The 24,210-nt window shown below is 70.6% G+C and carries 23 protein-coding genes; 11 read left to right on the top strand and 12 right to left on the bottom strand.

Annotated features, from left to right (window positions below):
• Positions 1 to 160 precede the first annotated feature (160 nt).
• Positions 161 to 1,468: an MFS transporter gene (locus ABT137_RS42565; RefSeq protein ID WP_351717572.1), complete on the top strand. Its 1,308-nt coding sequence runs from the start codon at positions 161 to 163 to the stop codon at positions 1,466 to 1,468.
• On the opposite strand, the gene ABT137_RS42560 is transcribed toward ABT137_RS42565, so the two are convergent.
• Positions 1,469 to 1,702: a hypothetical protein gene (locus tag ABT137_RS42560; protein ID WP_351717570.1), complete on the bottom strand. Its 234-nt coding sequence runs from the start codon at positions 1,700 to 1,702 to the stop codon at positions 1,469 to 1,471.
• A 58-nt stretch (positions 1,703 to 1,760) separates the two neighbouring features.
• Between ABT137_RS42560 and map the strand changes: the two genes are divergently transcribed.
• Both map and ABT137_RS42550 read left to right on the top strand, forming a co-directional pair.
• Positions 1,761 to 2,618 carry a type I methionyl aminopeptidase gene (map, locus tag ABT137_RS42555; RefSeq protein WP_351717568.1) on the top strand — a complete coding sequence of 286 codons (858 nt, stop codon included), beginning with the start codon at positions 1,761 to 1,763 and terminating at the stop codon, positions 2,616 to 2,618.
• Positions 2,619 to 2,784: 166 nt separating this feature from the next.
• Positions 2,785 to 3,462, top strand: coding sequence for a biliverdin-producing heme oxygenase (locus ABT137_RS42550; RefSeq protein WP_351717567.1), 678 nt, complete (start codon positions 2,785 to 2,787; stop codon positions 3,460 to 3,462).
• Here the strand turns inward: ABT137_RS42550 and ABT137_RS42545 are convergent.
• Positions 3,452 to 4,252 carry a site-2 protease family protein gene (locus ABT137_RS42545; protein ID WP_350785125.1) on the bottom strand — a complete coding sequence of 267 codons (801 nt, stop codon included), beginning with the start codon at positions 4,250 to 4,252 and terminating at the stop codon, positions 3,452 to 3,454. The two genes, ABT137_RS42550 and ABT137_RS42545, sit on opposite strands and share 11 nt — an antisense overlap.
• A 170-nt stretch (positions 4,253 to 4,422) precedes the next feature.
• Here ABT137_RS42545 and ABT137_RS42540 point away from each other — a divergent pair, with 170 nt between their 5' ends.
• Together ABT137_RS42540 and ABT137_RS42535 are read left to right on the top strand one after the other, a co-directional pair.
• The gene (locus ABT137_RS42540; RefSeq protein ID WP_351717564.1) at positions 4,423 to 4,896 is read left to right on the top strand and encodes a DUF6578 domain-containing protein; all 474 of its coding nucleotides are present in this window, start codon (positions 4,423 to 4,425) and stop codon (positions 4,894 to 4,896) included.
• Positions 4,897 to 4,964: 68 nt separating this feature from the next.
• Positions 4,965 to 8,240, top strand: a complete 3,276-nt coding sequence (locus tag ABT137_RS42535) for an AfsR/SARP family transcriptional regulator (RefSeq protein ID WP_351717562.1) — start codon at positions 4,965 to 4,967, stop codon at positions 8,238 to 8,240.
• A gap of 23 nt (positions 8,241 to 8,263) precedes the next feature.
• Here ABT137_RS42535 and ABT137_RS42530 read toward each other — a convergent pair whose 3' ends face one another.
• The 4 genes from ABT137_RS42530 to panB all read right to left on the bottom strand — a co-directional run bounded on the left by ABT137_RS42530 (position 8,264) and on the right by panB (position 12,674).
• Positions 8,264 to 9,079 (bottom strand): ABC transporter permease, encoded by an 816-nt coding sequence (locus ABT137_RS42530; protein WP_351717560.1) that lies wholly within the window; start codon positions 9,077 to 9,079, stop codon positions 8,264 to 8,266.
• Positions 9,076 to 10,083, bottom strand: a complete 1,008-nt coding sequence (locus tag ABT137_RS42525; RefSeq protein ID WP_351717558.1) for an ATP-binding cassette domain-containing protein — start codon at positions 10,081 to 10,083, stop codon at positions 9,076 to 9,078. The genes ABT137_RS42530 and ABT137_RS42525 overlap by 4 nt, the downstream gene beginning before the upstream one ends.
• A 161-nt stretch (positions 10,084 to 10,244) precedes the next feature.
• Positions 10,245 to 11,477, bottom strand: coding sequence for an MFS transporter (locus ABT137_RS42520; RefSeq protein WP_351717556.1), 1,233 nt, complete (start codon positions 11,475 to 11,477; stop codon positions 10,245 to 10,247).
• 321 nt (positions 11,478 to 11,798) lie between these two features.
• Positions 11,799 to 12,674, bottom strand: coding sequence for a 3-methyl-2-oxobutanoate hydroxymethyltransferase (panB, locus tag ABT137_RS42515; RefSeq protein WP_351717555.1), 876 nt, complete (start codon positions 12,672 to 12,674; stop codon positions 11,799 to 11,801).
• Between the two features lie 242 nt (positions 12,675 to 12,916).
• On the opposite strand from panB, the gene ABT137_RS42510 reads away from it, so the two are divergent.
• From ABT137_RS42510 to ABT137_RS42495, 4 genes are all read left to right on the top strand, one after another.
• The gene (locus ABT137_RS42510) at positions 12,917 to 14,515 is read left to right on the top strand and encodes an MFS transporter (protein ID WP_351717553.1); all 1,599 of its coding nucleotides are present in this window, start codon (positions 12,917 to 12,919) and stop codon (positions 14,513 to 14,515) included.
• A 173-nt stretch (positions 14,516 to 14,688) separates the two neighbouring features.
• Complete coding sequence (locus ABT137_RS42505; RefSeq protein WP_351717551.1) at positions 14,689 to 15,312, top strand: TetR/AcrR family transcriptional regulator; 624 nt, start codon at positions 14,689 to 14,691, stop codon at positions 15,310 to 15,312.
• 180 nt (positions 15,313 to 15,492) lie between these two features.
• Complete coding sequence (locus ABT137_RS42500; protein ID WP_351717549.1) at positions 15,493 to 16,545, top strand: endonuclease/exonuclease/phosphatase family protein; 1,053 nt, start codon at positions 15,493 to 15,495, stop codon at positions 16,543 to 16,545.
• 148 nt (positions 16,546 to 16,693) lie between these two features.
• Positions 16,694 to 17,914: an MFS transporter gene (locus ABT137_RS42495; protein ID WP_351717547.1), complete on the top strand. Its 1,221-nt coding sequence runs from the start codon at positions 16,694 to 16,696 to the stop codon at positions 17,912 to 17,914.
• Positions 17,915 to 17,963: 49 nt separating this feature from the next.
• Here the strand turns inward: ABT137_RS42495 and ABT137_RS42490 are convergent, their stop codons facing one another.
• The 3 genes from ABT137_RS42490 to ABT137_RS42480 form a co-directional block, all read right to left on the bottom strand.
• Positions 17,964 to 18,650 carry an alpha/beta hydrolase gene (locus ABT137_RS42490; RefSeq protein WP_351717545.1) on the bottom strand — a complete coding sequence of 229 codons (687 nt, stop codon included), beginning with the start codon at positions 18,648 to 18,650 and terminating at the stop codon, positions 17,964 to 17,966.
• 110 nt (positions 18,651 to 18,760) lie between these two features.
• The gene (locus ABT137_RS42485; RefSeq protein WP_351717543.1) at positions 18,761 to 19,138 is read right to left on the bottom strand and encodes an ATP-binding protein; all 378 of its coding nucleotides are present in this window, start codon (positions 19,136 to 19,138) and stop codon (positions 18,761 to 18,763) included.
• On the bottom strand, positions 19,135 to 19,362 hold the full coding sequence (locus ABT137_RS42480; RefSeq protein WP_351717541.1) for a hypothetical protein: 228 nt from the start codon (positions 19,360 to 19,362) through the stop codon (positions 19,135 to 19,137). Before ABT137_RS42480 ends, ABT137_RS42485 begins: the two co-directional genes overlap by 4 nt.
• A 112-nt stretch (positions 19,363 to 19,474) precedes the next feature.
• On the opposite strand from ABT137_RS42480, the gene ABT137_RS42475 reads away from it, so the two are divergent.
• The gene (locus tag ABT137_RS42475) at positions 19,475 to 20,359 is read left to right on the top strand and encodes a helix-turn-helix domain-containing protein (protein ID WP_351717539.1); all 885 of its coding nucleotides are present in this window, start codon (positions 19,475 to 19,477) and stop codon (positions 20,357 to 20,359) included.
• A complete protein-coding gene (locus ABT137_RS42470; protein WP_351717537.1) occupies positions 20,331 to 20,528 on the top strand; it encodes a DUF397 domain-containing protein in 198 nt (65 codons plus the stop codon). The genes ABT137_RS42475 and ABT137_RS42470 overlap by 29 nt, the downstream gene beginning before the upstream one ends.
• Before the next feature lie 68 nt (positions 20,529 to 20,596).
• Here ABT137_RS42470 and ABT137_RS42465 read toward each other — a convergent pair whose 3' ends face one another.
• From ABT137_RS42465 to ABT137_RS42455, 3 genes are all read right to left on the bottom strand, one after another.
• Positions 20,597 to 22,522, bottom strand: a complete 1,926-nt coding sequence (locus ABT137_RS42465; RefSeq protein WP_351717576.1) for a S53 family peptidase — start codon at positions 22,520 to 22,522, stop codon at positions 20,597 to 20,599.
• Positions 22,523 to 22,857: 335 nt separating this feature from the next.
• On the bottom strand, positions 22,858 to 23,493 hold the full coding sequence (locus ABT137_RS42460) for a DUF305 domain-containing protein (protein ID WP_351717535.1): 636 nt from the start codon (positions 23,491 to 23,493) through the stop codon (positions 22,858 to 22,860).
• A gap of 1 nt (position 23,494) precedes the next feature.
• Positions 23,495 to 24,166 carry a thioredoxin-like domain-containing protein gene (locus tag ABT137_RS42455; RefSeq protein WP_351717533.1) on the bottom strand — a complete coding sequence of 224 codons (672 nt, stop codon included), beginning with the start codon at positions 24,164 to 24,166 and terminating at the stop codon, positions 23,495 to 23,497.
• Positions 24,167 to 24,210 lie beyond the last annotated feature (44 nt).

The raw sequence follows: 24,210 nt of genomic DNA, 5'->3' as shown, positions 1-24,210 counted from the left end.
TGATCCGCATCTTCGACCGCTTCTACCGAGCCGCCGACGCCCGCTCCCTCCCCGGCTCCGGCCTCGGCCTCTCCATCGTCCGCGAGGTCGCCCCCCACCGGGCCGCACCCGGGCGAAAAGTGTTTGCTGCCGCCGAGCGCAGCGTTCAGCATGGCCCAGCGTGAGCCTCCTCCCCGACCTAGCCCCCTGGAAGGCCTCCGTCGACTTCCGGCGGCTGTGGGTCTCCGGTCTGATCAGCACCTTCGGGAGCTTCCTGACGTTCGTCGCGCTCCCGGTGCAGATCAAGGACCTCACCGGTTCCGCCGCCGCCGTAGGAGCCGTCGGCGCCGTCGAACTGCTCCCGCTCATCCTCTTCGGCCTCTACGGCGGCGCCCTCGCCGACGCCCTCGACAAGCGCGCCCTGATCGTCCGGACCGAGGCCGCTCAGGGGCTGCTCAGCGCCGGGCTGCTGGTCAACGCCCTGCTGCCGCACCCGGCCGTATGGCCGCTGTACGCCGTCGCCGCGCTCTCGTCCGCGCTGGTGTCCCTGCAGCGCCCCGCCCTCGACTCCCTGCTGCCGAGGATCGTCGCCCACGACGACCTCCCGGCCGCGGCGGCCCTCAACTCCTTCCGCTGGACGGTCGGCGGCGTCGCGGGCCCCGCCGTCGCCGGCCTGGTCGTGGCGTACGCGGGCCTCGGCTGGGCGTACGGCGCCGACCTCGTCACGTTCCTCGTGTCGGTCGTACTCATCCTCCCCATCGCCCCGTCGCCCGCCTCCCACGAGGCCGCCGCCCCCACCCTCCGCTCGGTCGCCGAGGGCGCCCGCTACGCATGGAGCCGCAAGGAACTCCTCGGCACCTACGCCGTCGACCTCGCGGCGATGTTCCTGGCGATGCCGCTCGCCGTGCTGCCCTTCCTCGCCGACGAGTTGGGCGCCGACTGGTCGCTCGGCCTGATGTACGCGAGCATCCCGGCCGGTTCGCTCCTCGTGAGCCTGGTGAGCGGCTGGACCTCACGGGTGCGCCGGCAGGGGCGGATGGTGGTGCTGTCGGCCGCGCTGTGGGGCCTCGCGATCGCGGCCGCCGGCGCCGTGGCGAACGTATGGCTGGTCCTGCTCCTTCTCGCCGTCGCCGGCGGCTGCGACATGGTCAGCGGGATCTTCCGGGCCGCGATGTGGAACCAGACGATCCCCGACGAGCTGCGCGGACGCCTCGCCGGGATCGAACTGCTGTCGTACTCCGTGGGCCCCACCCTGGGCCAGGTCCGCTCCGGCGGCATGGCCGGATGGCTCGGCGTACGGACGTCCGTCGGCGCGGGCGGCCTGCTCTGCACCGGCGCGGTCGGCCTGCTGGCCCTGTGCCTCCCCGCCCTGATGTCGTACGACGCGCAGACGAACGAGCACGCCGTACGACTGCGCGCCCGGCGCACCGCCGAAGCCGCACCCGAAGCCGCACCCGAAGCCGCGGCCGGTCCCACCCAGCCCTCCTGATCAGTCCTCGTCCGAGGAGTCCTTCGCCGGCGCGTCGTGCCACCGCGGATCGTTCTCCCACTGGAGGTTGCGCTCCCGCGCGATCTCCATCGCGTGCTCGGCCTCCTCACGGGTGGCGTAAGGGCCGAACCGGTCCTTGGCGGGGCACTCGGGCCCTTCCTCGACCTTCTGATGCTGCAGGCAGTAGTACCACTCGCCCGCCTTCGCGACGGTCCGCTTCTTGAACAGGGCCATGACCGGCTCCTTTCGCCATCCACATGTTCCCGCATGCCTGCTGGTTAGACTCGCTGGCATGTCTGGCCAGTCGCTGCTCGTACCAGGGGAGCTCTCTCCCACCCGTTCGGTACCCGGAAACATCCGCCGCCCCGAGTACGTCGGCAAACCCGCGCCGACCCCGTACACCGGGCCCGAGGTGCAGACCCCGGAGACCATCGAGGCGATGCGGATCGCCGGCCGCATCGCCGCGCAGGCGATGGAGGAGGCCGCGAAGCTCATCGCGCCGGGTGTGACGACGGACGAACTCGACAAGGTGGCGCACGCGTACATGTGCGACCACGGGGCCTACCCGTCCACGCTCGGCTACCGCGGCTTCCCCAAGTCCCTGTGCACCAGCGTCAACGAGGTCATCTGTCACGGCATTCCGGACTCGACGGTGCTCCAGGACGGTGACATCGTCAACCTGGACGTGACCGCGTACATCGGCGGGGTGCACGGCGACAACAACGCCACCTACCTGGTCGGGGACGTCGACGAGGAGAGCCGGCTCCTTGTGGAGCGGACCCGGGAGTCCCTGAACCGGGCGATCAAGGCGGTCCGGCCGGGCCGGCAGATCAACATCATCGGCCGGGTCATCGAGTCGTACGCCAAGCGCTTCGGCTACGGGGTGGTCCGTGACTTCACCGGCCACGGCATCAACTCGTCGTTCCACTCCGGGCTGATCATCCCGCACTACGACAGCCCGCAGGCGACGACCGTCATGCACCCCGGGATGACCTTCACGATCGAGCCGATGCTGACGCTCGGGACGTACGAGTACGACATGTGGGACGACGGCTGGACCGTCGTCACCAAGGACCGCAAGCGCACCGCGCAGTTCGAGCACACGCTGGTGGTGACGGACACCGGCGCGGAGATCCTGACCCTGCCGTAACCCGGAACCGGTACCCCCTTGCCCCCTCGGCCGCCCGGCCCGTCCTCCCCTCGGAGGGCGGGCCTTTTTCCGGTACTCTTTTGCCGACAAGGTGTCGGTAACGTTACCGACGAAGCGTCGGCAAGAGCATTGACTTAGGTAAGCCTTACCTTAGAGGATGTTGCCCATGGACTCCTTCTCGACACTCATCCGCACCGCGTCCCACGAGCAGCACGTGGAGGCGGAGACCTCGACGTTCATGAGCGACCTGCTGGGCGGCCGGCTCGGCGTGGAGGCGTACGCCCGCTACACCGAGCAGCTGTGGTTCGTGTACGACGCGCTGGAGGGCGCGGCCGGGCGGCTGGCGTCGGACCCGGTGGCCGGGCCGTTCGTGCGGCCCGAGCTGTTCCGGCTGGCCGCACTGGAGCGGGACCTGGCACACCTGCACGGGGCCGGGTGGCGGACCGGGCGCACGGCGCTGCCGGCGACGGAGGAGTACGCGGCGCGGGTGCGGGAGTGCGCCGAGAGCTGGCCCGCCGGCTACGTCGCCCACCACTACACCCGCTACCTCGGCGACCTCTCCGGCGGCCAGATCATCCGCGACAAGGCCGAGCGGACCTGGGGTTTCGAGCGCAAGGGCGACGGCGTCCGGTTCTACGTCTTCGAGGGCATCGCCAACCCGGCCGCCTTCAAGCGGGGTTACCGCGAACTGCTGGACGCGGTGAACGCCGACGACCTGGAGAAGCAGCGCGTCGTCGCCGAGTGCAAGCGGGCGTTCGCCCTCAACACGGCGGTGTTCCGGGAACTGGGCGAGGAGTTCCCGCTGTCCGCCCGATCCCTGTCTTCTCCTGTCGTCACTGGCTGATCGAGCAGAACTCGTCCGACCCCTGCCAGAACCGGTAGAGCTGCTGACCGCAGTACTGGTCCAGGTCGCCGACGCCCAGGTGGCGCAGCAGCGCGTCGATCACGTCGAAGAACGCGCTGTTGATCGACGGCACCCACAGCAGCGCGAACACGAAGAGCAGACCGAACGGGGCGAACGGCTCCACCTGGCGCTTGATGTTGTACGACAGCCAGGGCTCGATCACGCCGTAGCCGTCCAGCCCCGGCACCGGCAGGAAGTTCAGGATCGCGGCCGTGACCTGGAGCAGGGCGAGGAAGGCGAGCGCGAAACGGAAGTCGCGCGGGACGCCGTCCAGGGCGTCGAGCCAGAAGGGGGCGGTGCAGACGGCGGCGAACAGGACGTTCGTCAGCGGACCGGCGGCGGAGATGAGGCTGTGCCGCCAGCGGCCCCGGATCCGGCTGCGCTCGATGAAGACCGCGCCGCCCGGCAGACCGATCCCGCCCATGATCACGAACAGCACCGGGAGCACGATGCTCAGCAGGGCGTGCGTGTACTTCAGGGGGTTCAGCGTCAGGTAGCCCTTCGCGCCCACCGTGATGTCCCCGCCGTGCAGGGCGGTGCGCGCGTGCGCGTACTCGTGCAGGCAGAGCGAGACGATCCAGGCCGCCGTCACGAACAGGAACACGGCGACCCCGGGCTGCTCGGCGAACCCGGACCAGGTGGCCCACCCGGTGACCGCGGTGACGGCGAGGATCCCGACGAACACGGGACTGATCCGCCGGTCACTGGGGCGGGTGGTGGTGGCGGTCATGGTGCGGGGCTCCTGGAGGACTGGGACGAGGGCTGCGGGGGGCTGGGACGGTCGACGCGGGTCCGACCGTACCTGGCGCGGCGGAAAAACGCCTCGGGTGCTGGGGAAATACCTCTCGGCGCAAGTGAAAACGGATCGCGACCGGCATTCGGTTCCTGGAGGCTGGGACCATGCGGCTGCTGAAGGTGTTCTACGAGGACTGGCAGATGGAGTGCTGCGGCACCCCGTTCACGGTCGGCGACGAGGTGACCTGGAAACTGGTCGCCTACGAGGCCGGAGCCCGGCGGGAGAACGCCGGTTACGGCGCCGAGGCCTGGGTGGAGAACCACGGCGGCCCGGACCGCCCCACCACCGGCCGGGTCCGCGCCGTCGAGCTGGTCCACGAGGAGTTCCGGTTCCGCCTGCGGGCGCCGGACCCGGTGGTCGCGGAACCGGGGGAGGGGGTCGTGATCCGGGCCGCCGGACGCGGCCGGGAGCCGGTGCCCGGCACCGTCGTGCTGGAGCCCGCCGACAGCTGTCCCAAGTGGTTCGGGGAGACGGACCTCGGCAGGGTGGACGGCCTGGGGCGGGTCCGCCGTACCTGCGGCGCCCTCGTCACACTCGACGCGCCGGACACCTCGGACATCCTGCACGTGCTGCCCTGACGCCCGCCGGCGGCCCCGACACCCCCGTCCGCGAAACCCCGTGACCGCTTCTGACGTCCCCAGGGACAATGGACCCCGTGCGCTACGCGATCCTCGGCACCACCCAGGCACTCCGCCCCGACGGCACGGCCGTCCCCGTGGGCGGTTCTCGGCTGCGTGCCCTGCTGACCGTGCTGGCGCTGCGGCCCGGCCGCGCGGTGCCCGCCGGGCTGCTCGTGGACGAGGTGTGGGGCGACGAACCGCCCGCCGACGCGACCGGCGCCCTCCAGGCGCTGGTCGGCCGGCTGCGCAGGGCGCTCGGCGCGGACGCGATCGGGTCCACCGACGGCGGCTACCGGCTCGCCGCCGCCCCCGACGACGTCGACCTGCACCGATTCGAGCGGCTCACCGGCGAGGGGCTGCGCGCCCTCGCCGACGGCGACCCCGCCAAGGCGGCCACCGTCCTCGACGACGCCCTCGCCCTGTGGCACGGCCCGGCCCTGGCCGACCTGCCCGACCGCACCGCCGAGGCGGCCCGCGTCGACGTCCGCCGCCTGGACGCCCTGCGCGCCCGCCACACCGCCGCCCTCGCCCTCGGCCAGGCCGAGCAGTCCCTGCCCGAGCTGACCGCCCTGTGCGACGCCCACCCCCTCGACGAACCCCTCCAGGCCCTGCGCCTGCGTGCCCTGCACAGCACCGGCCGCACCGCCGAGGCGCTGGCCGCGTACGACGACGTACGCCACCTCCTCGCCGACCGCCTCGGCTCCGACCCAGGACCCGAACTGCGCGCCCTGCACGGCGAGCTCCTCGACCCGGCGCCCACGGCGGACGCACCGGCCCGGCCCGGCAACCTGCGCGCCCGGCTCACCTCGTTCGTCGGGCGCGAGGCCGACATCAAGGCCATCCGGGGCGACCTCGCCGCCGCCCGGCTCGTCACCCTGCTCGGGCCCGGCGGGGCCGGCAAGACCCGGCTGTCGCAGGAGGCCGCCGAGACCGTCCGGTACGCCGCCCGGGACGGCGTCTGGCTGGCCGAGCTGGCCCCCGTCGACGACCCGGCCGACGTCCCCGAGGCCGTGCTCAGCGCGCTCGGCGCCCGCCAGGCCGTGCTGTACGGCGGCGGCGCCGAAGCCATGCGGGCCGCCGCCGACCGGCACGACGACCCGGTCGAGCGGCTCGTCGACCACTGCGCCCGGCGCCGGATGGTGCTCGTCCTCGACAACTGCGAGCACGTCGTCGACGCGGCGGCCGACCTGGCGGCCCGGCTCCTGGAGCGCTGCCCGGACCTGACGATCCTGGCCACCAGCCGCGAACCCCTCGGTGTCCCGGGGGAGTTGCTGCGTCCGGTGGAGCCGCTGCCCGAGCCGGTGGCGCTGCGGCTGCTCGCCGAGCGGGGCGCCGCGGCCCGCCCCGGCTTCACGGTCGACGCCGACGACGGGACCGCGGCGGCCTGCGCCGAGATCTGCCGCCGCCTGGACGGACTGCCCCTCGCCATCGAACTGGCCGCCGCCCGGCTGCGGATGCTGACCCCGCGCCAGATAGCCGACCGGCTCGACGACCGCTTCCGGCTCCTCACCTCCGGCAGCCGCACCGTACTGCCCCGGCAGCAGACCCTGCGCGCGGTCGTCGACTGGTCCTGGGACCTGCTCGACGCCGGCGAACGCGACGTCCTCGGCCGCCTCTCCCTCTTCGCGGGCGGCTGCGACCTGGCCGCCGCCGAGGCCGTCTGCGGCCCCGCCGCCCTCGACGCGCTCGGCACCCTGGTCGACAAGTCCCTGGTCGTGGCGGCCCCTTCGGGCGAGGCCGTGGACGGCGGGATGCGCTACCGGCTCCTGGAGACCGTCGCCGAGTACGCCGCCGAGCGCCTCGACGAGAGCGGCGAGCGCACCGCCGCCGAGCGCGCCCACCTCACCTACTACCGCGAACTCGCCCGCACCAACGAACCGTTGCTGCGCGGCCCCGGCCAGCGGGCCGCCATCGTACGGCTGCAGCTGGAGTACGAGAACCTGCGCACCGCACTGCGGCACGCCGTCGCCGTACGGGACGAGCACGAGGCGCTCTGTCTGCTCCACTCCCTGTTCTGGTACTGGCAGATGCACGACCAGCGGATCGAGACCCGCACCTGGTGCGCGGACGTCATAGCCCTCGGACCCGACCCGTTCGCCGCACCGCTGCGCCGGGCCGAGCCGGTGTGGCAGCGCTGCACCGACACCCCGCCGCCGTACGCCGGAGAGCTCCTCGCCGAGGCCCGGCGCGGCCTGCACCTGGCCCATCTGGCCTGCATGGACACCGAGTTGGACGTCTGGCAGACGCCCGAGGCCCAGGCGAAGCTGCACGCCGTCACCGAGGTCTACGAACCCGGCATTCCGCAGACCTGCCGGGCACCGGGCATGTTCTGGTTCTTCGCCGTGATGCTGACCGGCGGCATGGACCGGCTGCGCGAGATCCTCGACGCCGCCGTCCGCACCTGCCGCGAGACACCCGGCTACGAGTGGGAGCTGGCCGGGTCGCTCGCCATGCGTGCCAACCTGCTCGCCAACCGGGCCGCCTGGGCGGGCGACGCCACCCGGGACGCCGACGAGGCGCTGGAGATCTTCCGGCGCCTCGAGGACGACTGGGGCACCGCCGAGGCCTTCTCCGGGCGCGCCGAGGCCCGGGAGCGCAGGGGCGACTACCTGGCGGCGGCCGTCGACTACGAGGCCGCCATCGAGCGGGTCGGCCGGCTCGGCGCCCGCGCCCAGGTGGCCGTGCTGAACGCCCGCCTGGGCAGCGTGCTGATCGAGTCGGGCGACACCGAGCGCGGGGAGCGGCTGCTGCGCCAGGTCATCGCCGACAACGAGAGCCTGAGCAACGAGTCGATGCCCGCCGCGCGGCTCTTCCTCACCACCTGGCTCCTGCTGAGCGGCCGCATCGCCGAGGCCCGTGAGCAACTCCGGCTGCTGCGCGCCGAGTTCAAGATCTCCCACTTCATCGTCTTCGACGCCCTGATCCTCACCCAGGAGGCCTGGGTGGACGCCCTCGACGACCTGCACGCGGAGGCTCTGGCCAAGCTGCGGGACGCGCTGCGGCTCGCCGCCGACCCGCTGAGCGAGGCGATCACCCCGCATCTGCCGTCCGTCTGCCTGACCGTCGCCGCGGTCGCCCTGGCCGGCCTCGACGGGGGAGTGCGCGCCGTGGACGCCGCCCGCTGCCTGGGCGCCGCCGACGCCCTGGTGCCCCCCGGCCACGTCCAGGTCGGCCTGGAGCGCACGGCACGCGAACGGTCCGAGGCCCGGGTGCGGGCCGCCCTCGACGACGACCGGGCCTACGAGTCGGCGTACGCCGAGGGCGGTGGCCTCTCCCGCGCGGAGGCCACCGCCCTGCTCTGACGTCGGTCGTGCGTGGCTGGACGTCAGCTCTTCGTACGGAACTTGTAGATCGCGTACGGTGCCGCGATCGCCGTGATCCCCACCGACCAGGCCAGCGTGATCCACAGGTCGTGGGCGACCGGGCCGCCGACCATCAGTCCGCGCGCCGCGTCGGCGAGCGTGGACAGCGGGTTGTAGTCGGTGAAGGCCTGCAGCCAGCCCGGCATCGACTTCGTCGGCGCGAAGATCGACGAGCCGAACTGCAGCGGGAACAGCACCAGGAACCCCATGGCCTGCACGGACTGGGCGTTCTTCAGGATCACGCCCAGGGTGAGGAACACCCACATGATCGAGGAGGCGAACACCGCGGACAGGCCCACGGCGGCGAACAGCCCGCCCCAGTGGTTGATGTGGAACCCGACGAGCACGGCGACGATCATCAGCACGGCGGTGGCGAACAGCATCCGCACCAGTTCCACCGAGATCTTCGCGAACAGCACCGAGCCGCGCCCGATCGGCAGCGACCGGAACCGGTCCATCACACCGGAGTTGAAGTCCTGGCTGAACCCGGTGCCGACGCCCTGCGAGAGCGTCATGCTCATCATCGCGATCATGCCCGGGATGACGTACTGGACGTATCCGTCCTGACCGCCGCCGAGCGCCTGCCCGATCGAGCCGCCGAAGACGTACACGAACAGCAGCGTGAAGACGATCGGCATCAGCAGCGCGTCGAACATCGACTCCGGGTCCTGCCGGATCCACAGCAGGTTGCGGCGGATCAGGGCGCCGGTGTGCCGCAGGTGCCCGCGCAGCGGGATCCGGGCATCGGTGGCGGTGGCGGTTGCGGTCGTGGCGCTCATACGGCGACCTCCTGACGGTCGTCGGCGGTCTTGGCGTCCTGCGGGGCACTGGCACGGTGGCCGGTGAGGGACAGGAACACCTCGTCCAGGCTGGGCAGTTCGGTGACGATGGAGCTGATGGTGATACCGCGGGCGGTGACGGCGCCGACCACGGCGGTCAGCTGCTCGTCGCTGAGGATCGGCACCAGCAGCGTGCCGTTCTCGCCGTCCACGGTGGTGCCGGCGAGCCCGGTGATCCCCAGCTCGTCGATCATGGCGGCGAGCGGCCGGACCTGCAGCGGGTCGACGGGCCGCACCCGCAGCGTCCGCCCGCCGACCTTCGCCTTCAGCTCCTCCACCTTGCCGCCGGCGATGACCTTCCCGCGGTCCACGACGGTCAGCTCGGAGGCGAGGTACTCGGCCTCCTCCATGTACTGGGTGGTCAGCAGCACGGTCACCCCGTCGCCGACCATGGCCTTGACCTCCTGCCACACCTCGTTGCGGGTGCGCGGGTCGAGACCGGTGGTCGGCTCGTCCAGGAACAGCACCTGGGGGTGCCCGATCATCGAGGCGGCGAGGTCGAGCCGGCGGCGCATACCCCCGGAGTAGGTGCTCGCCGGGCGCTTGGCGGCCTCGGTCAGCGAGAACCGCTCCAGCAGCTCGTCGGCCCGGGCCCGGGCGTCCTTCCTCGGGAGGTCGAGCAGCCGCCCGATCATGTACAGGTTCTCCCAGCCGGGCAGCTTCTCGTCCACGGAGGCGTACTGCCCGGTCAGCCCGATCACCCGGCGCAGCTGGCGGGGCTGGCGCAGCACGTCGTACCCGGCGACGGTGGCCTCTCCCGCGTCGGGCTGCAGCAGCGTGGACAGGATCCGCACCAGGGTGGTCTTGCCGGCCCCGTTCGGACCGAGCACACCCATCACGGTGCCCTGGCGGACGTCCAGATCAACTCCGTCGAGTGCCTTGGTGTCGCCGTAGTGCTTCACCAGCCCCCGTACGGACACGGCGTTGTTGTCGATTCGCGTCATGGGAAGTACCGTGCCAGGCCCCACCGACAAACCACCGACAGGCCGCCGACACCGGCCTACAGTCCACCGATAGCCCGCCGATACACCATCGATAGCTCGCCGAGGGATCGGCGACGATTCGGCGACGATTCGGCGATAGACGGCACCGCAGGCCGGCGCCCTCAGTTCCCGGTCGGCTGTACCTCCGTCGTGCGCAGCAGGCGCAGACCGACGAGGCTCTGGAGGGTCAGTGCGGCGGCGGCCGCGGCGGTGACCGCGAAGCCACCGGCTGGCCCGAACGCGTCGACCGCCCGGCCGGAGACCGCCGCCGCGGCGGCCGAGCCCGCCGCGCTCGCGGCGCCGAGCCAGGAGAACGCCCTGGTCAGAACGGCCTGGTGGACGGTCGACTGGGTCAGCACGGAGAAGAGCACCAGCAGGGGCGGGATCGCGGCACCGGTCAGCACGACGACCAGTCCGAGCCCGAGCGGTGAGCCGACCGTGAGCAACAGCAGGGTGCCGAGCATCAGCGCACCGCCCGCCGCCGGCAGCTGCACCCGGGGTGCGGTACGCCACCGGCGCAGCCCGTACAGCCATCCGGACAGCAGCCCGCTGCAACCGGAGACGGCGAGAACCGGGGTGGCGGCGCCCGGCGCGCCGTGCGCCACGGAGAAGGCGGTCACCGACACCTGCATGGCCCCGAAGAACACGCCGATGGCGAGATTGAGGCCCATCAGCAGGACGACCTCGCCGCGCAGCAACGACCGGTCCTCGCGGACGGCCACCGGGTCGTCGTTCGTCGGGCCGTCGGCCATGGGCGGGGGTGCGCTGCCGTGCTGCGCCGCGAGGACCAGCCCCCCGGCCACCGAAAGGGAGGCGGCCAGCACCGTGCCGGCCACCGGACGCCCGGCCGCGGCGAGGGAGCTGACCAGCACCGGGCCCAGCAGGTAGCCCGCCTCGTTGCTGACGGACTCCAGGGCGAAGGCGCTGGGCAGTTCAGCCGCCCGGCCGGTGCGCAGCAGCGCCGCCCAGCGGGCCGCGGACATCGCGCCGAGCTGGGGAACGCAGGCGCCGGCCAGCACCCCGCCCAGAGCCAGCACGGCGGCGGGGGCGCCGGCGGCGACCAGCGTCACCAGGAGGGCCACCGCGAGCGCGTGGGCGAGCAGTACGGGCGGCAGGACGCGGGTCTGCCCGAACCGGTCCACGAGCCGGGCCACCTGTGGCGCCCCGAGCGCCTCGGCCACCGCGAAACAGCCGCCGACCAGGCCGGCCGAGGTGAAGGTGCCGGTACGGCTGTGGACGAGCCAGACGATGCCGGTGCCGGTCATCGCGACGCCGACGCGTCCGAACGACGCCGGCAGGAAGAAGGCTGCGGCTCCCGGGGTGCGCAGCAGGGCACGGTAGTTCGCCGAGGGCACGGCGAGTCCTGTTCGCTGCCCGGCGGGACGGCCCACCTGGGTCGTCGGTGCCCGGATGTACCGACCCGTGGTCTCCGTCTGGAACCGTCCAGTGCTGGCGCGGGGAGGGGACACGCGCCCCGCACCGACTCCGTCACCGGGCAGAAGTCTTGACGTGTTGTGAGCGGCCATTGTCTTCGCCGGCTCCGGCGATGTCCATCGGGTCCGGCGATGTCCGTCACGACGCGGGACAGCCCGCCGACGGGGGAAGATCGGCGGGCTGTCCTTGGTGTTGCCGCAGTGGCTCTGGGTGGTGCGGTGGTGCGGTGGTGCGCGGTGCGGCTAGTGGACGGAGTGCTCCTCCAGCGGGAACGTTCCGCCGACGACGTCCTCGGCGTAGGCCTTGGCCGCGTTGCCCATGACCTCGCGCAGGTTCGCGTACTTCTTCACGAACTTCGGGACCCGGCCCGAGGTCAGGCCGAGCATGTCCGTCCAGACCAGGACCTGCGCGTCGGTCTCGGGACCGGCGCCGATGCCGACGGTCGGGATGTGCAGCACCCGGGTCACCTCGGCCGCGAGCTCCGCCGGGACCAGTTCGAGCACGACCGCGAACGCGCCCGCGTCCTGGACCGACTTGGCGTCGCGCAGCAGCTGCTGGGCCGCCTCCTCGCCGCGGCCCTGCACGCGATAGCCCATCGCGTTCACGGACTGCGGGGTCAGGCCGATGTGCGCCATCACCGGGATGCCGGACTCGACGAGCAGGCGGATCTGTTCGTACGACCGCTCGCCGCCCTCCAGCTTGACCGCGCCCACGCCCGCCTCTTTCACCAGCCGGGTCGCCGAGCGCAGCGCCTGCACCGGGCCCTCCTGGTAGGAGCCGAAGGGGAGGTCGCCGACGATGAGGGCGCGCTGGGTGCCGCGGACCACGGCCGCCGACAGCATCGTCATTTCGTCGAGAGTCACGGGGACCGTCGACTCGTAGCCGAGGTGACAGTTGCCGGCCGAGTCGCCGACCAGCAGCACCGGGATGCCGGACTCGTCGAAGACGGAGGCGGTCATCGCGTCGTACGCGGTGAGCATGGGCCACTTCTCGCCGCGCTCCTTGGCGAGAGCGATGTCGCGAACCGTGATGCGGCGGGTGCCCTTCCCCCCGTACAGCGCCTTGCTGCCGTCGGAGGGGCTGTTCTGCACAGTCTGGGCAGCCGAAAGCTGCGTCATGACAACGGCTCCTTCAAGTCATCTCGAGGCACCCTCACGGTGTCCCCGGATCCCTCTCATGGTGGCACTTCGTGCCGCCGTCGGCCAGAGGACCTCCGTGTGATCCATCGGTCACCGTCCGCCGTCCACCGTCCGCCGCCCTCCCCGGGCGGACCGGTCCCCCTGTCGCGTTGTGTAAGGCCTGGGTAAAGGAATTCAGATACGAGACGGTGCCGTATTGAAATGGTCTTAGGCTCATCCGCATGACAACTCCTGCCGACGACGCTCCACCCGGCTCGCGCATACCTGAGGCGGTGTACCGGCGCCGCTGGGCGATCCTCGGCGTGCTCATGTTGAGCCTGCTGATCGTGGTGCTCGACAACTCGATCCTGAACGTCGCCGTCAAGACCATCTCCACCCCGGCCCCGGTAGGCCTCGGCGCCACCCAGAGCCAGCTGGAGTGGGCGATCAACGCCTACACCCTCGTCTTCGCCGGCCTGCTCTTCACCGCCGGCCTCGTCGGCGACCGCCTCGGCCGCAAGAAGGTGCTCATCGGCGGCCTCGTGGTCTTCGGCGTCGGCTCGGCCCTCGCCGCCGAGTCCGGCTCCGCGGACCAGCTGATCGCCTTCCGCGCGCTGATGGCCCTCGGCGCCGCCTTCGTGATGCCCGCGACCCTCGCCGTCCTGATGAACGTCTTCGAGCGCCAGGAGCAGCCGAAGGCGATCGGCATCTGGGCCGGCGGCGTCGGCCTCGCCATCGCCATCGGCCCGATCACCGGCGGTGTGCTGCTCGACCACTTCTGGTGGGGCTCGGTCTTCCTCATCAACGTGCCGATCGTGATCATCGCGCTCGCGCTGATGTTCTGGCTGGTGCCCGACTCGCGCGACCCGCGTCCCGGCCGCCTCGACCCCGTCGGCGTGGTGCTCTCCGTCGTCGGCCTCGTCCTGCTGGTCTACGGCATCATCAAGGGCGGCGAGCTCGCCGACTTCACCGACGCCAAGGTGCTCGCGACCACCTTCGCCGGCATCGCGGTCCTCGCCGGCTTCGTGATCTACGAGAAGCGCAGCGACCACCCGTCCCTGGACGTCACCTACTTCAAGAACAAGGTCTTCTCGGCCGCCATGGCCGCCATCGCGCTGGTCTTCTTCGCGCTGATGGGCGTGACCTTCTTCTCCGTCTTCTACACCCAGAGCGTGCGCGGCTACTCGCCGCTGCAGTCCGGTCTGCTGCTGCTCCCGCTGGCCGCCGCGCAGATGATCTTCGCGCCGCGGGCCCGGCTGGTGGTGGAGCGGATCGGCAACAAGGCCACCACCGCGGGCGGCCTGGTGCTGATCGCCGTCACCCTGGGCGCCTTCGCCACCTTCGAGGCCGACACGCCGATCTGGATCCTGGAGGTCGTCTTCTTCCTGATGGGCACCGGCATGGCGCACATCATGACGCCGACCTCGGTCGTCATCATGCAGGCCCTGCCCCGCGAGAAGGCCGGTTCCGCCTCCGCGCTCAGCAACACCTTCCGCCAGGTCGGCGGCGCCCTCGGCATCGCCGTGCTCGGCTCGGTGCTGTCGACGTCGTACCGCAACGGCATCGAGGGCAAGCTCGGCACGCTGCCGCCCGGGCTGCGCGAGACCGCCGGCGAGTCCATCGAGGCCACGCTCGGCGTCGCCTCGAAGCTCGGCGCGCAGGGCAAGGCCCTGGTCGCCCCGGCCAACGACGCCTTCCTGCACGCCATGCACACCACGGCCCTGTGCGGCGCGGGCGTCGCCCTCGTCGGCGCCGTGGTCGTGACCCTCTTCCTGCCGGGCAAGCCGCCGGCCGGTGAGCAGGGCGACCGGGAGCAGGAGTTGGTCGTAGCGGCGGAGTGAACATGAACGACTGAACGCGACTGAACGGACCGGCCGGCACCGGCAGGAACCACGGGGGGACACCGGGGGACACCCCGGAGCCACGGGGGAATCCCCGTGGGCAGACCACGGGGCGACGCTTCGGCTGCGGGAGAATTCCCGCAGCCAGTGCTGCACTGAGAGGACGGTACGACGTGACGCTTGCCGACAGCGGACCGCGGTCCATTACTCCGGCCCGCGGCCGCCCCCGCAGCGAGGCGGTGGAGATCGCCATCCTGGAAGGCGTGATGAAGCTCCTGGAGGACGGCGTTCCGCTCGCGGAGCTCTCCATCGAGCGGATCGCCCGGACCGCCGGCGTCGGCAAGGCCACCATCTACCGCCGCTGGAACGGCAAGGAGGAGCTCTTCGTCGACGTCATGCGCGCCGCCGAGCCCCCCGACCCCGAACTCCCCGGCACCTCCATGCGCGACGACCTCGTCGTCCTGCTCGAATCGCTGCGGCAGCGCGGCCTGATGAACCGTTCGTCGGCCATCCTGCACAACGTCTACGCCCAGATGAAGAGCAGCCCCCGCATCTGGAACGCCTACCACGCCAACGTCGTCAACCCCCGGCGGGAACTCGGCAAGGAAGTGCTGCGCCGGGGCCAGCGCAACGGCGAACTCCGCGCCGACATCGACATCGATCTGGCCAACGACATGTTCACCGGACCGATGCTGCTCAGGGCCATCCTGCGACCCGACGCGGAACTCCCCGAGGGCCTGGCCGAACAGATCGTCGACGAAGTGCTGGCGGGGCTGGGCCCCGTCACTTCACCGTAGCGAGTGTTCGCGTTTCGTCACAGACCCCGCCGACCCGCCGGTAACCGGAACCCTTCCCCTCACCTTGTTCGTCATCCTCTTCCGTACGGCCGTCATGTGACGGCGGGAGAGGAGCCGATCATCCCCTAGGGTCGTAACCGGGGGACGACGGTGTGCACGGCAGGTTGTGAGGCAGGCGGTATGGCGCAGCAGGCGTACATGACGGAGACGGACAACGGCGGCTCGGGACCCGAGCGCCGGGGAGACCGGTTCCGACGCCTGGTGGAACGGCTGCTGAAAGGCTGGCGGAACGATCCGCGCATCTGGCGCCGGGGCATCGTCACCGCCGTGGTGGCGCTGCTCCTCGCCGGTGTGATGCTGCTGCACTCCCGCATCCCCAACGCCGTCGGCAACCTCGGCAGTCTCACCGAGACCTTCCTGCCCTGGCTGGGCCTGCTGATCCCGTTCCTGCTGGTGATCGGCATCCTGCGCAAGTCGGCGACCGCGTTGATCGCGGTCCTCCTCCCGGCGATCGTCTGGCTGAACATGTTCGGCGGACTGCTCACCGACAAGCAGGGCACCGGCGGCGACTTCATGGTGGCCACGCACAACGTCAACGCCGACAACCCGGACCCGACCGGTACGGCCACCCGGCTCGCCTCCTCGGGCGCCGACGTGCTCGCCCTGGAGGAGCTGACGGCGACGGCCGTACCCACGTACGAGAAGGCGCTGGCGTCGACGTACAAGTACCACGCGGTCGAGGGCACCGTCGGCCTGTGGAGCAAGTACCGGCTCACCGGTGTGAAGGCCGTCGACATCAAGCTCGGCTGGACGCGCGCGATGCGGGCCACGGTCGCCACCCCGCACGGCCCCCTCGCCGTCTACGTGGCCCATCTCCCCTCCGTACGCGTCAAGATGAACGCTGGCTTCACCGCCCGGCAGCGCGACACGAGCGCGGACGCGCTGGGCGAGGCCATCGCCGACGAGAGCCTGCCCCGGGTGATCCTCCTCGGCGACCTCAACGGCACGATGAACGACCGCTCCCTCAACGGCGTCACCTCGCAGATGCGCTCCACACAGGGCGCGGCGGGCAGCGGCTTCGGGTTCAGCTGGCCGGCCGCGTTCCCGATGGCCCGCATCGACCAGATCATGGTCAAGGGCGTGGAGCCGGAGAGCTCGTGGACCCTCCCGAGGACCGGCAGCGACCACCTCCCGATCGCCGCACGTGTGAACCTGACCACATCGGGTTCGTAAAAACTCCTGGTCAGCGCAGCCCTGCTGTCTTTGTAAGGACAATCGGACACTGCGCCGTAACCTGGCGGAATACTTGGGCTGGGACACTTTGTTCCGTAGCTGAACTTAGAATGCACGGAACCCTGCTCCCCGAAAGGCAAAGCCCTTCATGCCTCTGGCCCTGCTCGCCCTGGCCGTCGGCGCTTTTGGTCTCGGCACCACCGAATTCGTGATGATGGGCCTGCTGCCCGACGTCGCCGACGACCTCCACATCTCGATCCCCGCCGCCGGCCACCTGGTCTCGGCGTACGCGCTCGGCGTCGTCATCGGCGCCCCGCTCCTGGCCGCGCTCACCGCGCGCCTGCCCCGCCGCAGGGTCCTGATCTCCCTGATGGCCCTGTTCGTCGCGGGCAACGCGCTCTCGGCCCTGGCCCCCGGCTACGACTCCCTTCTCGCCGCCCGCTTCCTCAGCGGCCTCCCGCACGGCGCCTTCTTCGGCGTCGGCGCGGTGGTCGCCACCAACCTGGTGGCACCGGAGCGCAAGGCCCGCTCGGTCTCCCTGATGTTCATGGGCCTGACCGTCGCCAACATCGCGGGCGTCCCGGTCGCCACCCTCATGGGCCAGCACCTCGGCTGGCGGGCGGCCTTCCTGGGCGTGAGCCTGATAGGCGTCGCGGCGATGGCCGCGGTGTTCTTCCTGATCCACCCCACCCACGCCCCGGCCCCCACCTCCGGCCTGCGCGGCGAACTCTCCGCCCTGCGCTCCCTCCCGGTCTGGCTGGCCCTCGCCACCACGGTCGTCGGCTTCGGCGCCCTGTTCTCCGCGTACAGCTACATCACCCCGATGCTGACGGACGCCGCCGGCTACGCCGACTCGAACGTCACCCTGCTCCTCGCCCTCTTCGGCGTCGGCGCCACCATCGGCAACCTGGTCGGCGGCCGCCTCGCCGACCACGCGATGCGCGGCACGCTCTTCGGCGGCCTGCTGTCGATGGTCGCGGTGCTGCTCCTCTTCCCGGTCCTGATGCGAACGGAGTGGAGCGCGGCCCTCGCCGTCGTCCTGCTGGGCGTGGCGGCCTTCATCACCGGCTCACCGCTCCAGCTGATGGTCATGGAACGCGCCTCCGCCGGCCCCTCCCTGGCCTCCTCCGCCAACCAGGCCGCCTTCAACCTCGCCAACGCCGGCGGCGCCTGGATCGGCGGCGTCGCCCTGGCCGCGGGCTTCGGCGTCACGTCCCCGGCACTGGCGGGCGCGGCCCTCGCCGTCCTGGGCCTGGGCGTGGCGAGCGTGGCGTACGCGGTGGACCGGCGCCTGGTGGTTCCGGTGGTGGGCCGGGAGCGGGTGGTCGCCTCGCACGTCCCCGAGCCTGCCGAAACCGTGCACTCCTGACGCACCGCCCGCCACCCCGCTCCGCGCGCCCCGGTCAGCCGGCCTGGCCCTAGGCGTCGAGGGACTTCGCGGCCTCACGGATCACATCGAGGACGAAGTCGGGATGCGAGAGCATGGGAACGTGACTGCTGTCCACGGCGCGGGTTTTGGCGCCCATGCGCTCGGCGGCGGACCGCTCCAGGTCGGGGTGCACGGTGTGGTCGTTGTTGGCGACGATGTACCAGCTTGGCTTCGTCCGCCAGGCGGTGCCGGGAACCTGCTGGTTGAACAGGTCCGCCACCGGCACGGCGCCCGTCGCCAGGACGAGCTTCTGCTCCGCTTCCGGGAGGTCGCCGCAGAAGTGCGGGACGCCCGAGGGCTTGAGCCACACGCGGCCGTCAGCGACCTCCACGTGTTCGAAGATGGGCGTGCGGGGGAACTTGTCCTGCTGTTCCTGGGACGTCTCGTCCTCGTCCGGGGCGAGCGCGGCGATGTACACCAGAGCGCCGACACGGTCGTGGGTGCCCGCTTTGGTGATCAGGGTCCCGCCGTAGGAGTGACCGACCAGCACGATCGGGCCGGGGACGTGGTTGAGCGTGAAGTTGACGCACGCGACGTCGCTTTCGAGCGAGTCGAGGCCGTGCTGTGAGGCGAAAACCTCGTGCCCTTCGGCCTGGAGTGTGGGGATGAGCTTGTTGAAGCACGACCCATCCGCCCAGAGTCCGTGGGCGAAGACAATGCTGGGTTTGCCCGCCATGGCATTTCCTTCCGGAGAGAGATTAAATATCCAACATTGCGCTATTTTGCATGTTTAGTGCCTATTTTCCGTGATGGCTGGGCATGTCGCCCCATCCGATATCGATGGGCCTACGAGGTCGGGGTCGTCGTCTTCGGCAGCTCGCACCAGACCGTCTTGCGGTCCCGCCCGTGCTCCACACCCCACCGGTCGGCAAGCGCGTCCAGGAGGAGCAGGCCCCGGCCGGACTCCTCCGCTGCGGTGGCGGACAGCAGGACGGGCGATGCGCCGGGGGCGGGGTCGGTCACCTCGATACGGGTGTGTTCGGGGGACGCCGTAGGGATGACGCGCACCGTCACGGGTGCACCCTCACCCACGTGGTCGATGACGTTCGTCAGCAACTCCGTTGCGCAAAGCCGCACTTCGAAGGTGTGGTCGCGGAGCCAGTGGCGCAGTTCCGGTGCGGCCTTCGGGGTGGCCTGCAGATGGAGTTCGAGGTGCGCCGTCATCGTTCTGCCGCCGCCGTCTTCCTGAGCGCGACGGCAAGGGCCCGTGCCGTGGCCGTGTTGCAGTTCCCGAGCGCGACGAGGCCGGCGGGCGGGGCGTACGTGCCCGCGAAGCTCGGCAGATCGACGCGGAGGGACGGCAGCGTGATGCCGTGCTCGGCGAGGGCGGTGCGGAGGTCCTCGACGCAAAGCGTGACGTCGTAGGCGGTGGGGGAGGGGTCGGGCATCAGGGCGGGCCACCTTCTGTGCGGCGTGTGACGAACACCTCACAGACTGTCGATCCCCTCGCTACCGTGGAAGAGCATTCGCGTCCGCGACGCGAACTGCGGAAACGGCCCCATGAGTTACGGCGGTGAGCGGGTGGCGCGGCGTAAGGACATCGACGGCTCTTCGAGCGTCCCCGGCCTCTACGGCAAGGAGTTGCGGTGGAAGCGGGAGGCGGCGGGGCTGTCCCTGGAGAAGCTGGTCGAGGGCAGCTTCTACGGCAAGTCCCACCTCAGCGACATCGAACGCGGCGAGCGGAGGATGCCGTTGGAGCTGGCCCGGCATGTGGATCGCGTGCTGGGGACGGACGGGTACTTCGAGCGGCATTGCGAGGATGTGCGGAGGGCGCGGCGGGGTGGTCACGCCGAGTACTTCGAGAAGGTCCTAGAGGCGGAGAAGCATGCCCTGACCATCGAGGAGTGGTGCCCGATCCTCATCCCGGGGCTGCTTCAAACTCCGGCATACGCGCGAGCTGTTGTCTTGGCGAGCCTTCCGTTGTCCCTCGACGAGGAGGTGGAGGAGAAGGTCAGCGGCCGGATGGCGCGTGCCGAACTCTTCGAACTGGATCACCGGACACCGGAGTACTGGGCGATCTTGCACGAGTCGCTCGTCACTGACCCGATCCTGCCGCCGTCGGAGATGGCAGAACAGCTCGACCGGATTGTGGAGTTGGCTGAGCGTCGTCGAATCACTCCGCAACTCATCCTGCGGAAGCTCGGTGCGCATCCCCTCATGACCGGCCCGGCGAAGATCATGACCTTCTTTGATGCGCCACCGCTGTTCTATACGGAGGCGCTTCACAGCGGCGACACCATCGATGATCCGGCGCTCGTAGCTGAGTACCGCAAGTCGTACGATCGGCTCAGGGCCGTCGCACTAGCGCCCAAGGCGTCCCTGGCCATGATCAAATCGGCGGCAGAGGATTACCGAAATGGCAAGCAACCGGATCGATTTGAGTGACGCGCTCTGGCTGAAGAGCAGCTACAGCAATGGGGGTGGCGGGGACTGCGTCGAGGTTGCCCACGGAGTGCCCGGCCTCGTCCCCGTCCGCGACTCAAAGGCCCCCGAGGGCCCGGTGCTCGTTCTCCCCGCCACCGCCTGGACCCCCTTCGTCGCCTCCCTCAAGTAGCCCAACGCAAAGAGGCGTGAGGTCCGTCAGGACCCCACGCCCCTCTGTCGGCCAAGCCGCGCAGCGCGTCAGTGCTTGCGGTGTGCCTTCGTCGCCTTGTACGACTCGACGTAGCCGTTGGCCGGGGTGCCGACGCCGGTGACGTCGTCGTAGCCCTTGACCGCGGACAGGGAGCTGTCCTTGCCGAGGCTGCGGACCGAGGTCAGCAGGCCGTTGGTGGCGTCGAAGCCGTTGGCGAAGTCGACGCGGGCGACCGCGAGGCCCTTGCCGGTCGGGTTGTCCGTGACGTCGTGGTAGGCCTTCGTGCCGTACTTGGAGTAGATCAGCGGGTTGGCGAAACCGATCGCCTGACCGCCGCGCGCCTCCTGGGCGAGGGCCTGGACCGCGGCGATGACCGGCGCGGCCAGCGACGTGCCGCCGATGCGGTACTCGCTGTACGCCTCGGTGCCGTCCGCCTGGGTCTGCGTCTGGCCGACCTTGAAACCGGTGTTGGGGTCGGCGATCGCGGAGATGTCCGGGACCACGCGGTTGCCGGTGGCGCTGTTGGCCTTCGCGAGGGAGTCCGGGACGACGCTCTTCTGGTAGTACGGCTCGGTCACCGTCTTGCTGGTGCCGCCGCCCGCGCCCGAGGTGTACGCGCCGGGGAAGCCGGTCCAGCTCTTGCCGTCGGCCGACAGCGAGGCCTTCTCGGTGCCCCAGCCGGTCTCCCACAGGTACTTGTCGCCCTTGCCGACGGCGAGGGAGGTACCGCCGACCGCCGTCACCCAGGCGGAGTTGGCCGGGGTGTCGACCTGCTTCGTACCGGTGTTGGCGACCTCGTCGCCGTTGTCACCGGAGGAGAAGTAGAAGCCGATGCCCTGCACCGCGCCCAGCTGGAAGACCTGGTCGTAGGCGGCCTGGACGTCCGGGGTCTCGTTGGCCTCGATGTCGCCCCAGGAGTTGGAGACGATGTCGGCCAGGTGGTTGTCGACCACCTTGCTGAGGGCGTCGAGGAGGTCGTTGTCCATGCAGGACGCGGCGCCCACGTACGTGACGTCCGCGTCCGGCGCGACCGCGTGCACGGCCTCGACGTCGAGGGTCTCCTCGCCGTACCAGCCGGAGGCGTCGCACTCGTCGGCCCCGGTGTTCGTGTAGTTCGAGGGCAGCACCTGGTGCAGCTGGCTCGTCTTCCACGAGGCGTCGCCGTGCGCCTTGGCGTAGGTGCCGGCGTCGTAGGCGATGGTCGGCGAGGCGAACGCGTCGGTGATCGCGACGCGCACGTGCTTGCCGGTGTACTTGCCGGCGCCGTAGGCGGCCCGCAGCTGCTTGCCGGTGTAGCCCTCGATGGCGTACGGGATCTTCGTGCCGTACGCGTCCGGCAGCGTGCTCGCGGTGTTCGAGCCGTAGTACGACGAGAACGGCCCGGAGTTCTTGAACACGGTGGCCGGGGGCGGCAGCGTGTCGTCGTGGGTGGCCTTGTGCGGCGCGTTGTCCAGGCCGGTGACGGTCAGGACGGCGTCGCTGACGGAGGTCGGCACGGTCGCCGTCGTCGCCGGGGCGCGGTAGGTCTTCGAGCCCTTGGCGTAGTTGTGCAGCTGGGTGCCGAACGCCTTCTCGGCGGCGGACACGTCGCCGGAGACGGTGATGTAGTGCTGGGTGACCTCGGTGACCTTCAGGCCGGCCGCGGTCAGCCAGGACTTGACGGCCTTCACCTGGGCCTTGGTGGCGCCGTAGCGGGCCTGCACCTGCTTGGCGCTGAGGTACTTGCCGTAGAGCGGCGAGCTGGGGTCGGACACCGCCTTCGCGTAGGCCGCGAGGCCCTTGGCGTCCTGGCCGGCCAGGTAGACCCGGGCCTTGACCTGCGCGCTGTTCGAGGTGGCGCCCTTGTCCGCCTTGGCCGTGGCCCAGGTGGGCTTGGTGCCCTTCAGGCTGTCACGGGCCGGGCTGTCCGCGGCGTGCGCCGCGGGTATGCCGAGTGCGAGCGCGCCGGCGATCATCGGCAGTGTCGCTGCCATGCTCACGCTGGCCCGCACCTTGGCACGGTTGGATCTCATACTGCCCCCTGCTATGCGGTTCGACGCATGGAGTGGTCGGTCATCCGTGATCACCAGGAGGCCTGCGGCGGAACGGCCCGTGAATGGATCACACGGTCGACGTCACTCTTTCGGTGAACTGTTCATGCCAGGGGAATGAAAAACCCAAGGAAGTCCCAAGGGGGCGTTGATTAGGGGCTTTTGGGTCGCTTTCGGCAGCGCGCAGAACATTACAGATCGGTTGCGATTGTTGTTGAATGCTTGCGGTGCCGTTAAGTCGACAAATCCCCCATCCTGTAAGGCGCGTTGGGGGTTGCTCAGTCGCGCGGCTTCGCGCCCCGCTCCGTCAGCATCTGCTTCATCGTCGTCAGCTCCGACTGCTGCGCGTCGACCATGCCCTGGGCGAGGCTCTTCTCCACCGCGACGGTGCACTTGGCCACGCACCCCTCGGCCATGTGGATGCCGCCCTTGTGATGGTCCGTCATCAGCTGGAGGTAGAAGATCTCCGCCTGCTTGCCGTTCAGGGTCCCCAGCTTCTTCAGCTCGGTGTCGGTCGCCATGCCCGGCATCAGCGAACCGTCCCCGCGCTCGGGCATGTCGCCCATGCCCATCCAGGACATCGGCGGCTTCGCCGACACCTTCGGCAGGTCCCACAGGTCCAGCCAGCCCAGCAGCATGCCGCGCTGGTTGGCCTGCGTCTGCGCGATGTCGTAGGCGAGCCGCCGTACTTCCGTGTTCTTCGTGCGGTCGCGGATGATGTAGGACATCTCCACGGCCTGCTGGTGGTGGACGGCCATGTCCCGGGCGAACCCCGCGTCCGCCCCGTCCGCGCTCGGGACCTTCAGGCCGCCGCCACCGCCGTCGCCGTCCTCGGCGACCGCGTAGGTGATCGCGCCGGCCGCGACGAGCACCGCGGCCGTCGTCCCGGCGACCCAGCCGATGTGCTTCTTCACGTCACATCGTCCCGCCGGTGCAGGAGGCCCCCGGCTCCGGGGTCTGCTTGCCCTGCACGTACGTCTCGAAGAACTTGCCGACCTTCGGGTCGTCCGCGCTCGTCACGCTCAGCTGGTGCCCCCACGCCGACAGCTCGATCGGCGAGGTCTGGTTCGCGTACGGGCTCATCAGCGAGTACGGGGTCGCCTTCACCTTGGCCGCCAGCGTGTCCACGTCGGACTTCTTCGCCTTGTCGGTGTACGTCACCCAGACCGCGCCGTGCTCCAGGGCGTGCACGGCGTTCTCGTCCTTCACGGCCTTGGTGTAGACGTTGCCGTTGCAGTTGAGCCACACCGGGTTGTGGTTGCCGCCGACCGGCGGGTGCATCGGGTACGTCACGGTCCCCGTGACGTGGGTGCGGGACAGCTTGCCCGTCCAGGTCCGCACGCCGTCGCTGCCGGTGACGAAGTGCCCGGAGTCCCCGGAGCCGCCCTTCGCGTCGCTCGCGCTGTCGCTCTTGTCCGACTGCGAGTTGACGAGCACCACACCGCCGACGACGAGACCGGCCACGACCACCGTGCTGGCGGCGATGGTGAGGATCCGGTTACGGCGCTCGCGGGCACGCTCCGCCCGCCGCATCTCCTCTATGCGCGCCTTGCGCTCGGCGTTGCTGCTCTTCTTCGCGGAACCCATGGAATGTGTCCTTCTGGGGGAAAGAGACGTGGACGGTGGGGCTC

It is taken from the genome of Streptomyces sp. NPDC001980, assembly GCF_040296885.1.
Taxonomy (GTDB): Bacteria; Actinomycetota; Actinomycetes; order Streptomycetales; family Streptomycetaceae; genus Streptomyces.
The sequence above is the reverse complement of the archived record's forward strand: the minus strand, read 5'-3'. Positions and strand labels throughout refer to the sequence as shown.

Excerpts from the sequence above, each read along its gene's own strand:
- ABT137_RS42480 (WP_351717541.1), bottom strand. The coding sequence starts at position 19,362 with ATGCCCGACCCCTCCCCCACCGCCTACGACGTCACGCTTTGCGTCGAG.
- ABT137_RS42485 (WP_351717543.1), bottom strand. The coding sequence starts at position 19,138 with ATGACGGCGCACCTCGAACTCCATCTGCAGGCCACCCCGAAGGCCGCA.
- ABT137_RS42540 (WP_351717564.1), top strand. The coding sequence starts at position 4,423 with ATGCGGCTGCTGAAGGTGTTCTACGAGGACTGGCAGATGGAGTGCTGC.
- ABT137_RS42530 (WP_351717560.1), bottom strand. The coding sequence starts at position 9,079 with ATGAGCGCCACGACCGCAACCGCCACCGCCACCGATGCCCGGATCCCG.
- ABT137_RS42465 (WP_351717576.1), bottom strand. The coding sequence starts at position 22,522 with ATGGCAGCGACACTGCCGATGATCGCCGGCGCGCTCGCACTCGGCATA.
- ABT137_RS42500 (WP_351717549.1), top strand. The coding sequence starts at position 15,493 with ATGGCGCAGCAGGCGTACATGACGGAGACGGACAACGGCGGCTCGGGA.
- ABT137_RS42510 (WP_351717553.1), top strand. The coding sequence starts at position 12,917 with ATGACAACTCCTGCCGACGACGCTCCACCCGGCTCGCGCATACCTGAG.
- panB (WP_351717555.1), bottom strand. The coding sequence starts at position 12,674 with ATGACGCAGCTTTCGGCTGCCCAGACTGTGCAGAACAGCCCCTCCGAC.
- ABT137_RS42495 (WP_351717547.1), top strand. The coding sequence starts at position 16,694 with ATGCCTCTGGCCCTGCTCGCCCTGGCCGTCGGCGCTTTTGGTCTCGGC.
- map (WP_351717568.1), top strand. The coding sequence starts at position 1,761 with ATGTCTGGCCAGTCGCTGCTCGTACCAGGGGAGCTCTCTCCCACCCGT.
- ABT137_RS42545 (WP_350785125.1), bottom strand. The coding sequence starts at position 4,252 with ATGACCGCCACCACCACCCGCCCCAGTGACCGGCGGATCAGTCCCGTG.
- ABT137_RS42475 (WP_351717539.1), top strand. The coding sequence starts at position 19,475 with ATGAGTTACGGCGGTGAGCGGGTGGCGCGGCGTAAGGACATCGACGGC.
- ABT137_RS42525 (WP_351717558.1), bottom strand. The coding sequence starts at position 10,083 with ATGACGCGAATCGACAACAACGCCGTGTCCGTACGGGGGCTGGTGAAG.
- ABT137_RS42455 (WP_351717533.1), bottom strand. The coding sequence starts at position 24,166 with ATGGGTTCCGCGAAGAAGAGCAGCAACGCCGAGCGCAAGGCGCGCATA.
- ABT137_RS42560 (WP_351717570.1), bottom strand. The coding sequence starts at position 1,702 with ATGGCCCTGTTCAAGAAGCGGACCGTCGCGAAGGCGGGCGAGTGGTAC.
- ABT137_RS42490 (WP_351717545.1), bottom strand. The coding sequence starts at position 18,650 with ATGGCGGGCAAACCCAGCATTGTCTTCGCCCACGGACTCTGGGCGGAT.
- ABT137_RS42470 (WP_351717537.1), top strand. The coding sequence starts at position 20,331 with ATGGCAAGCAACCGGATCGATTTGAGTGACGCGCTCTGGCTGAAGAGC.
- ABT137_RS42535 (WP_351717562.1), top strand. The coding sequence starts at position 4,965 with ATGGACCCCGTGCGCTACGCGATCCTCGGCACCACCCAGGCACTCCGC.
- ABT137_RS42550 (WP_351717567.1), top strand. The coding sequence starts at position 2,785 with ATGGACTCCTTCTCGACACTCATCCGCACCGCGTCCCACGAGCAGCAC.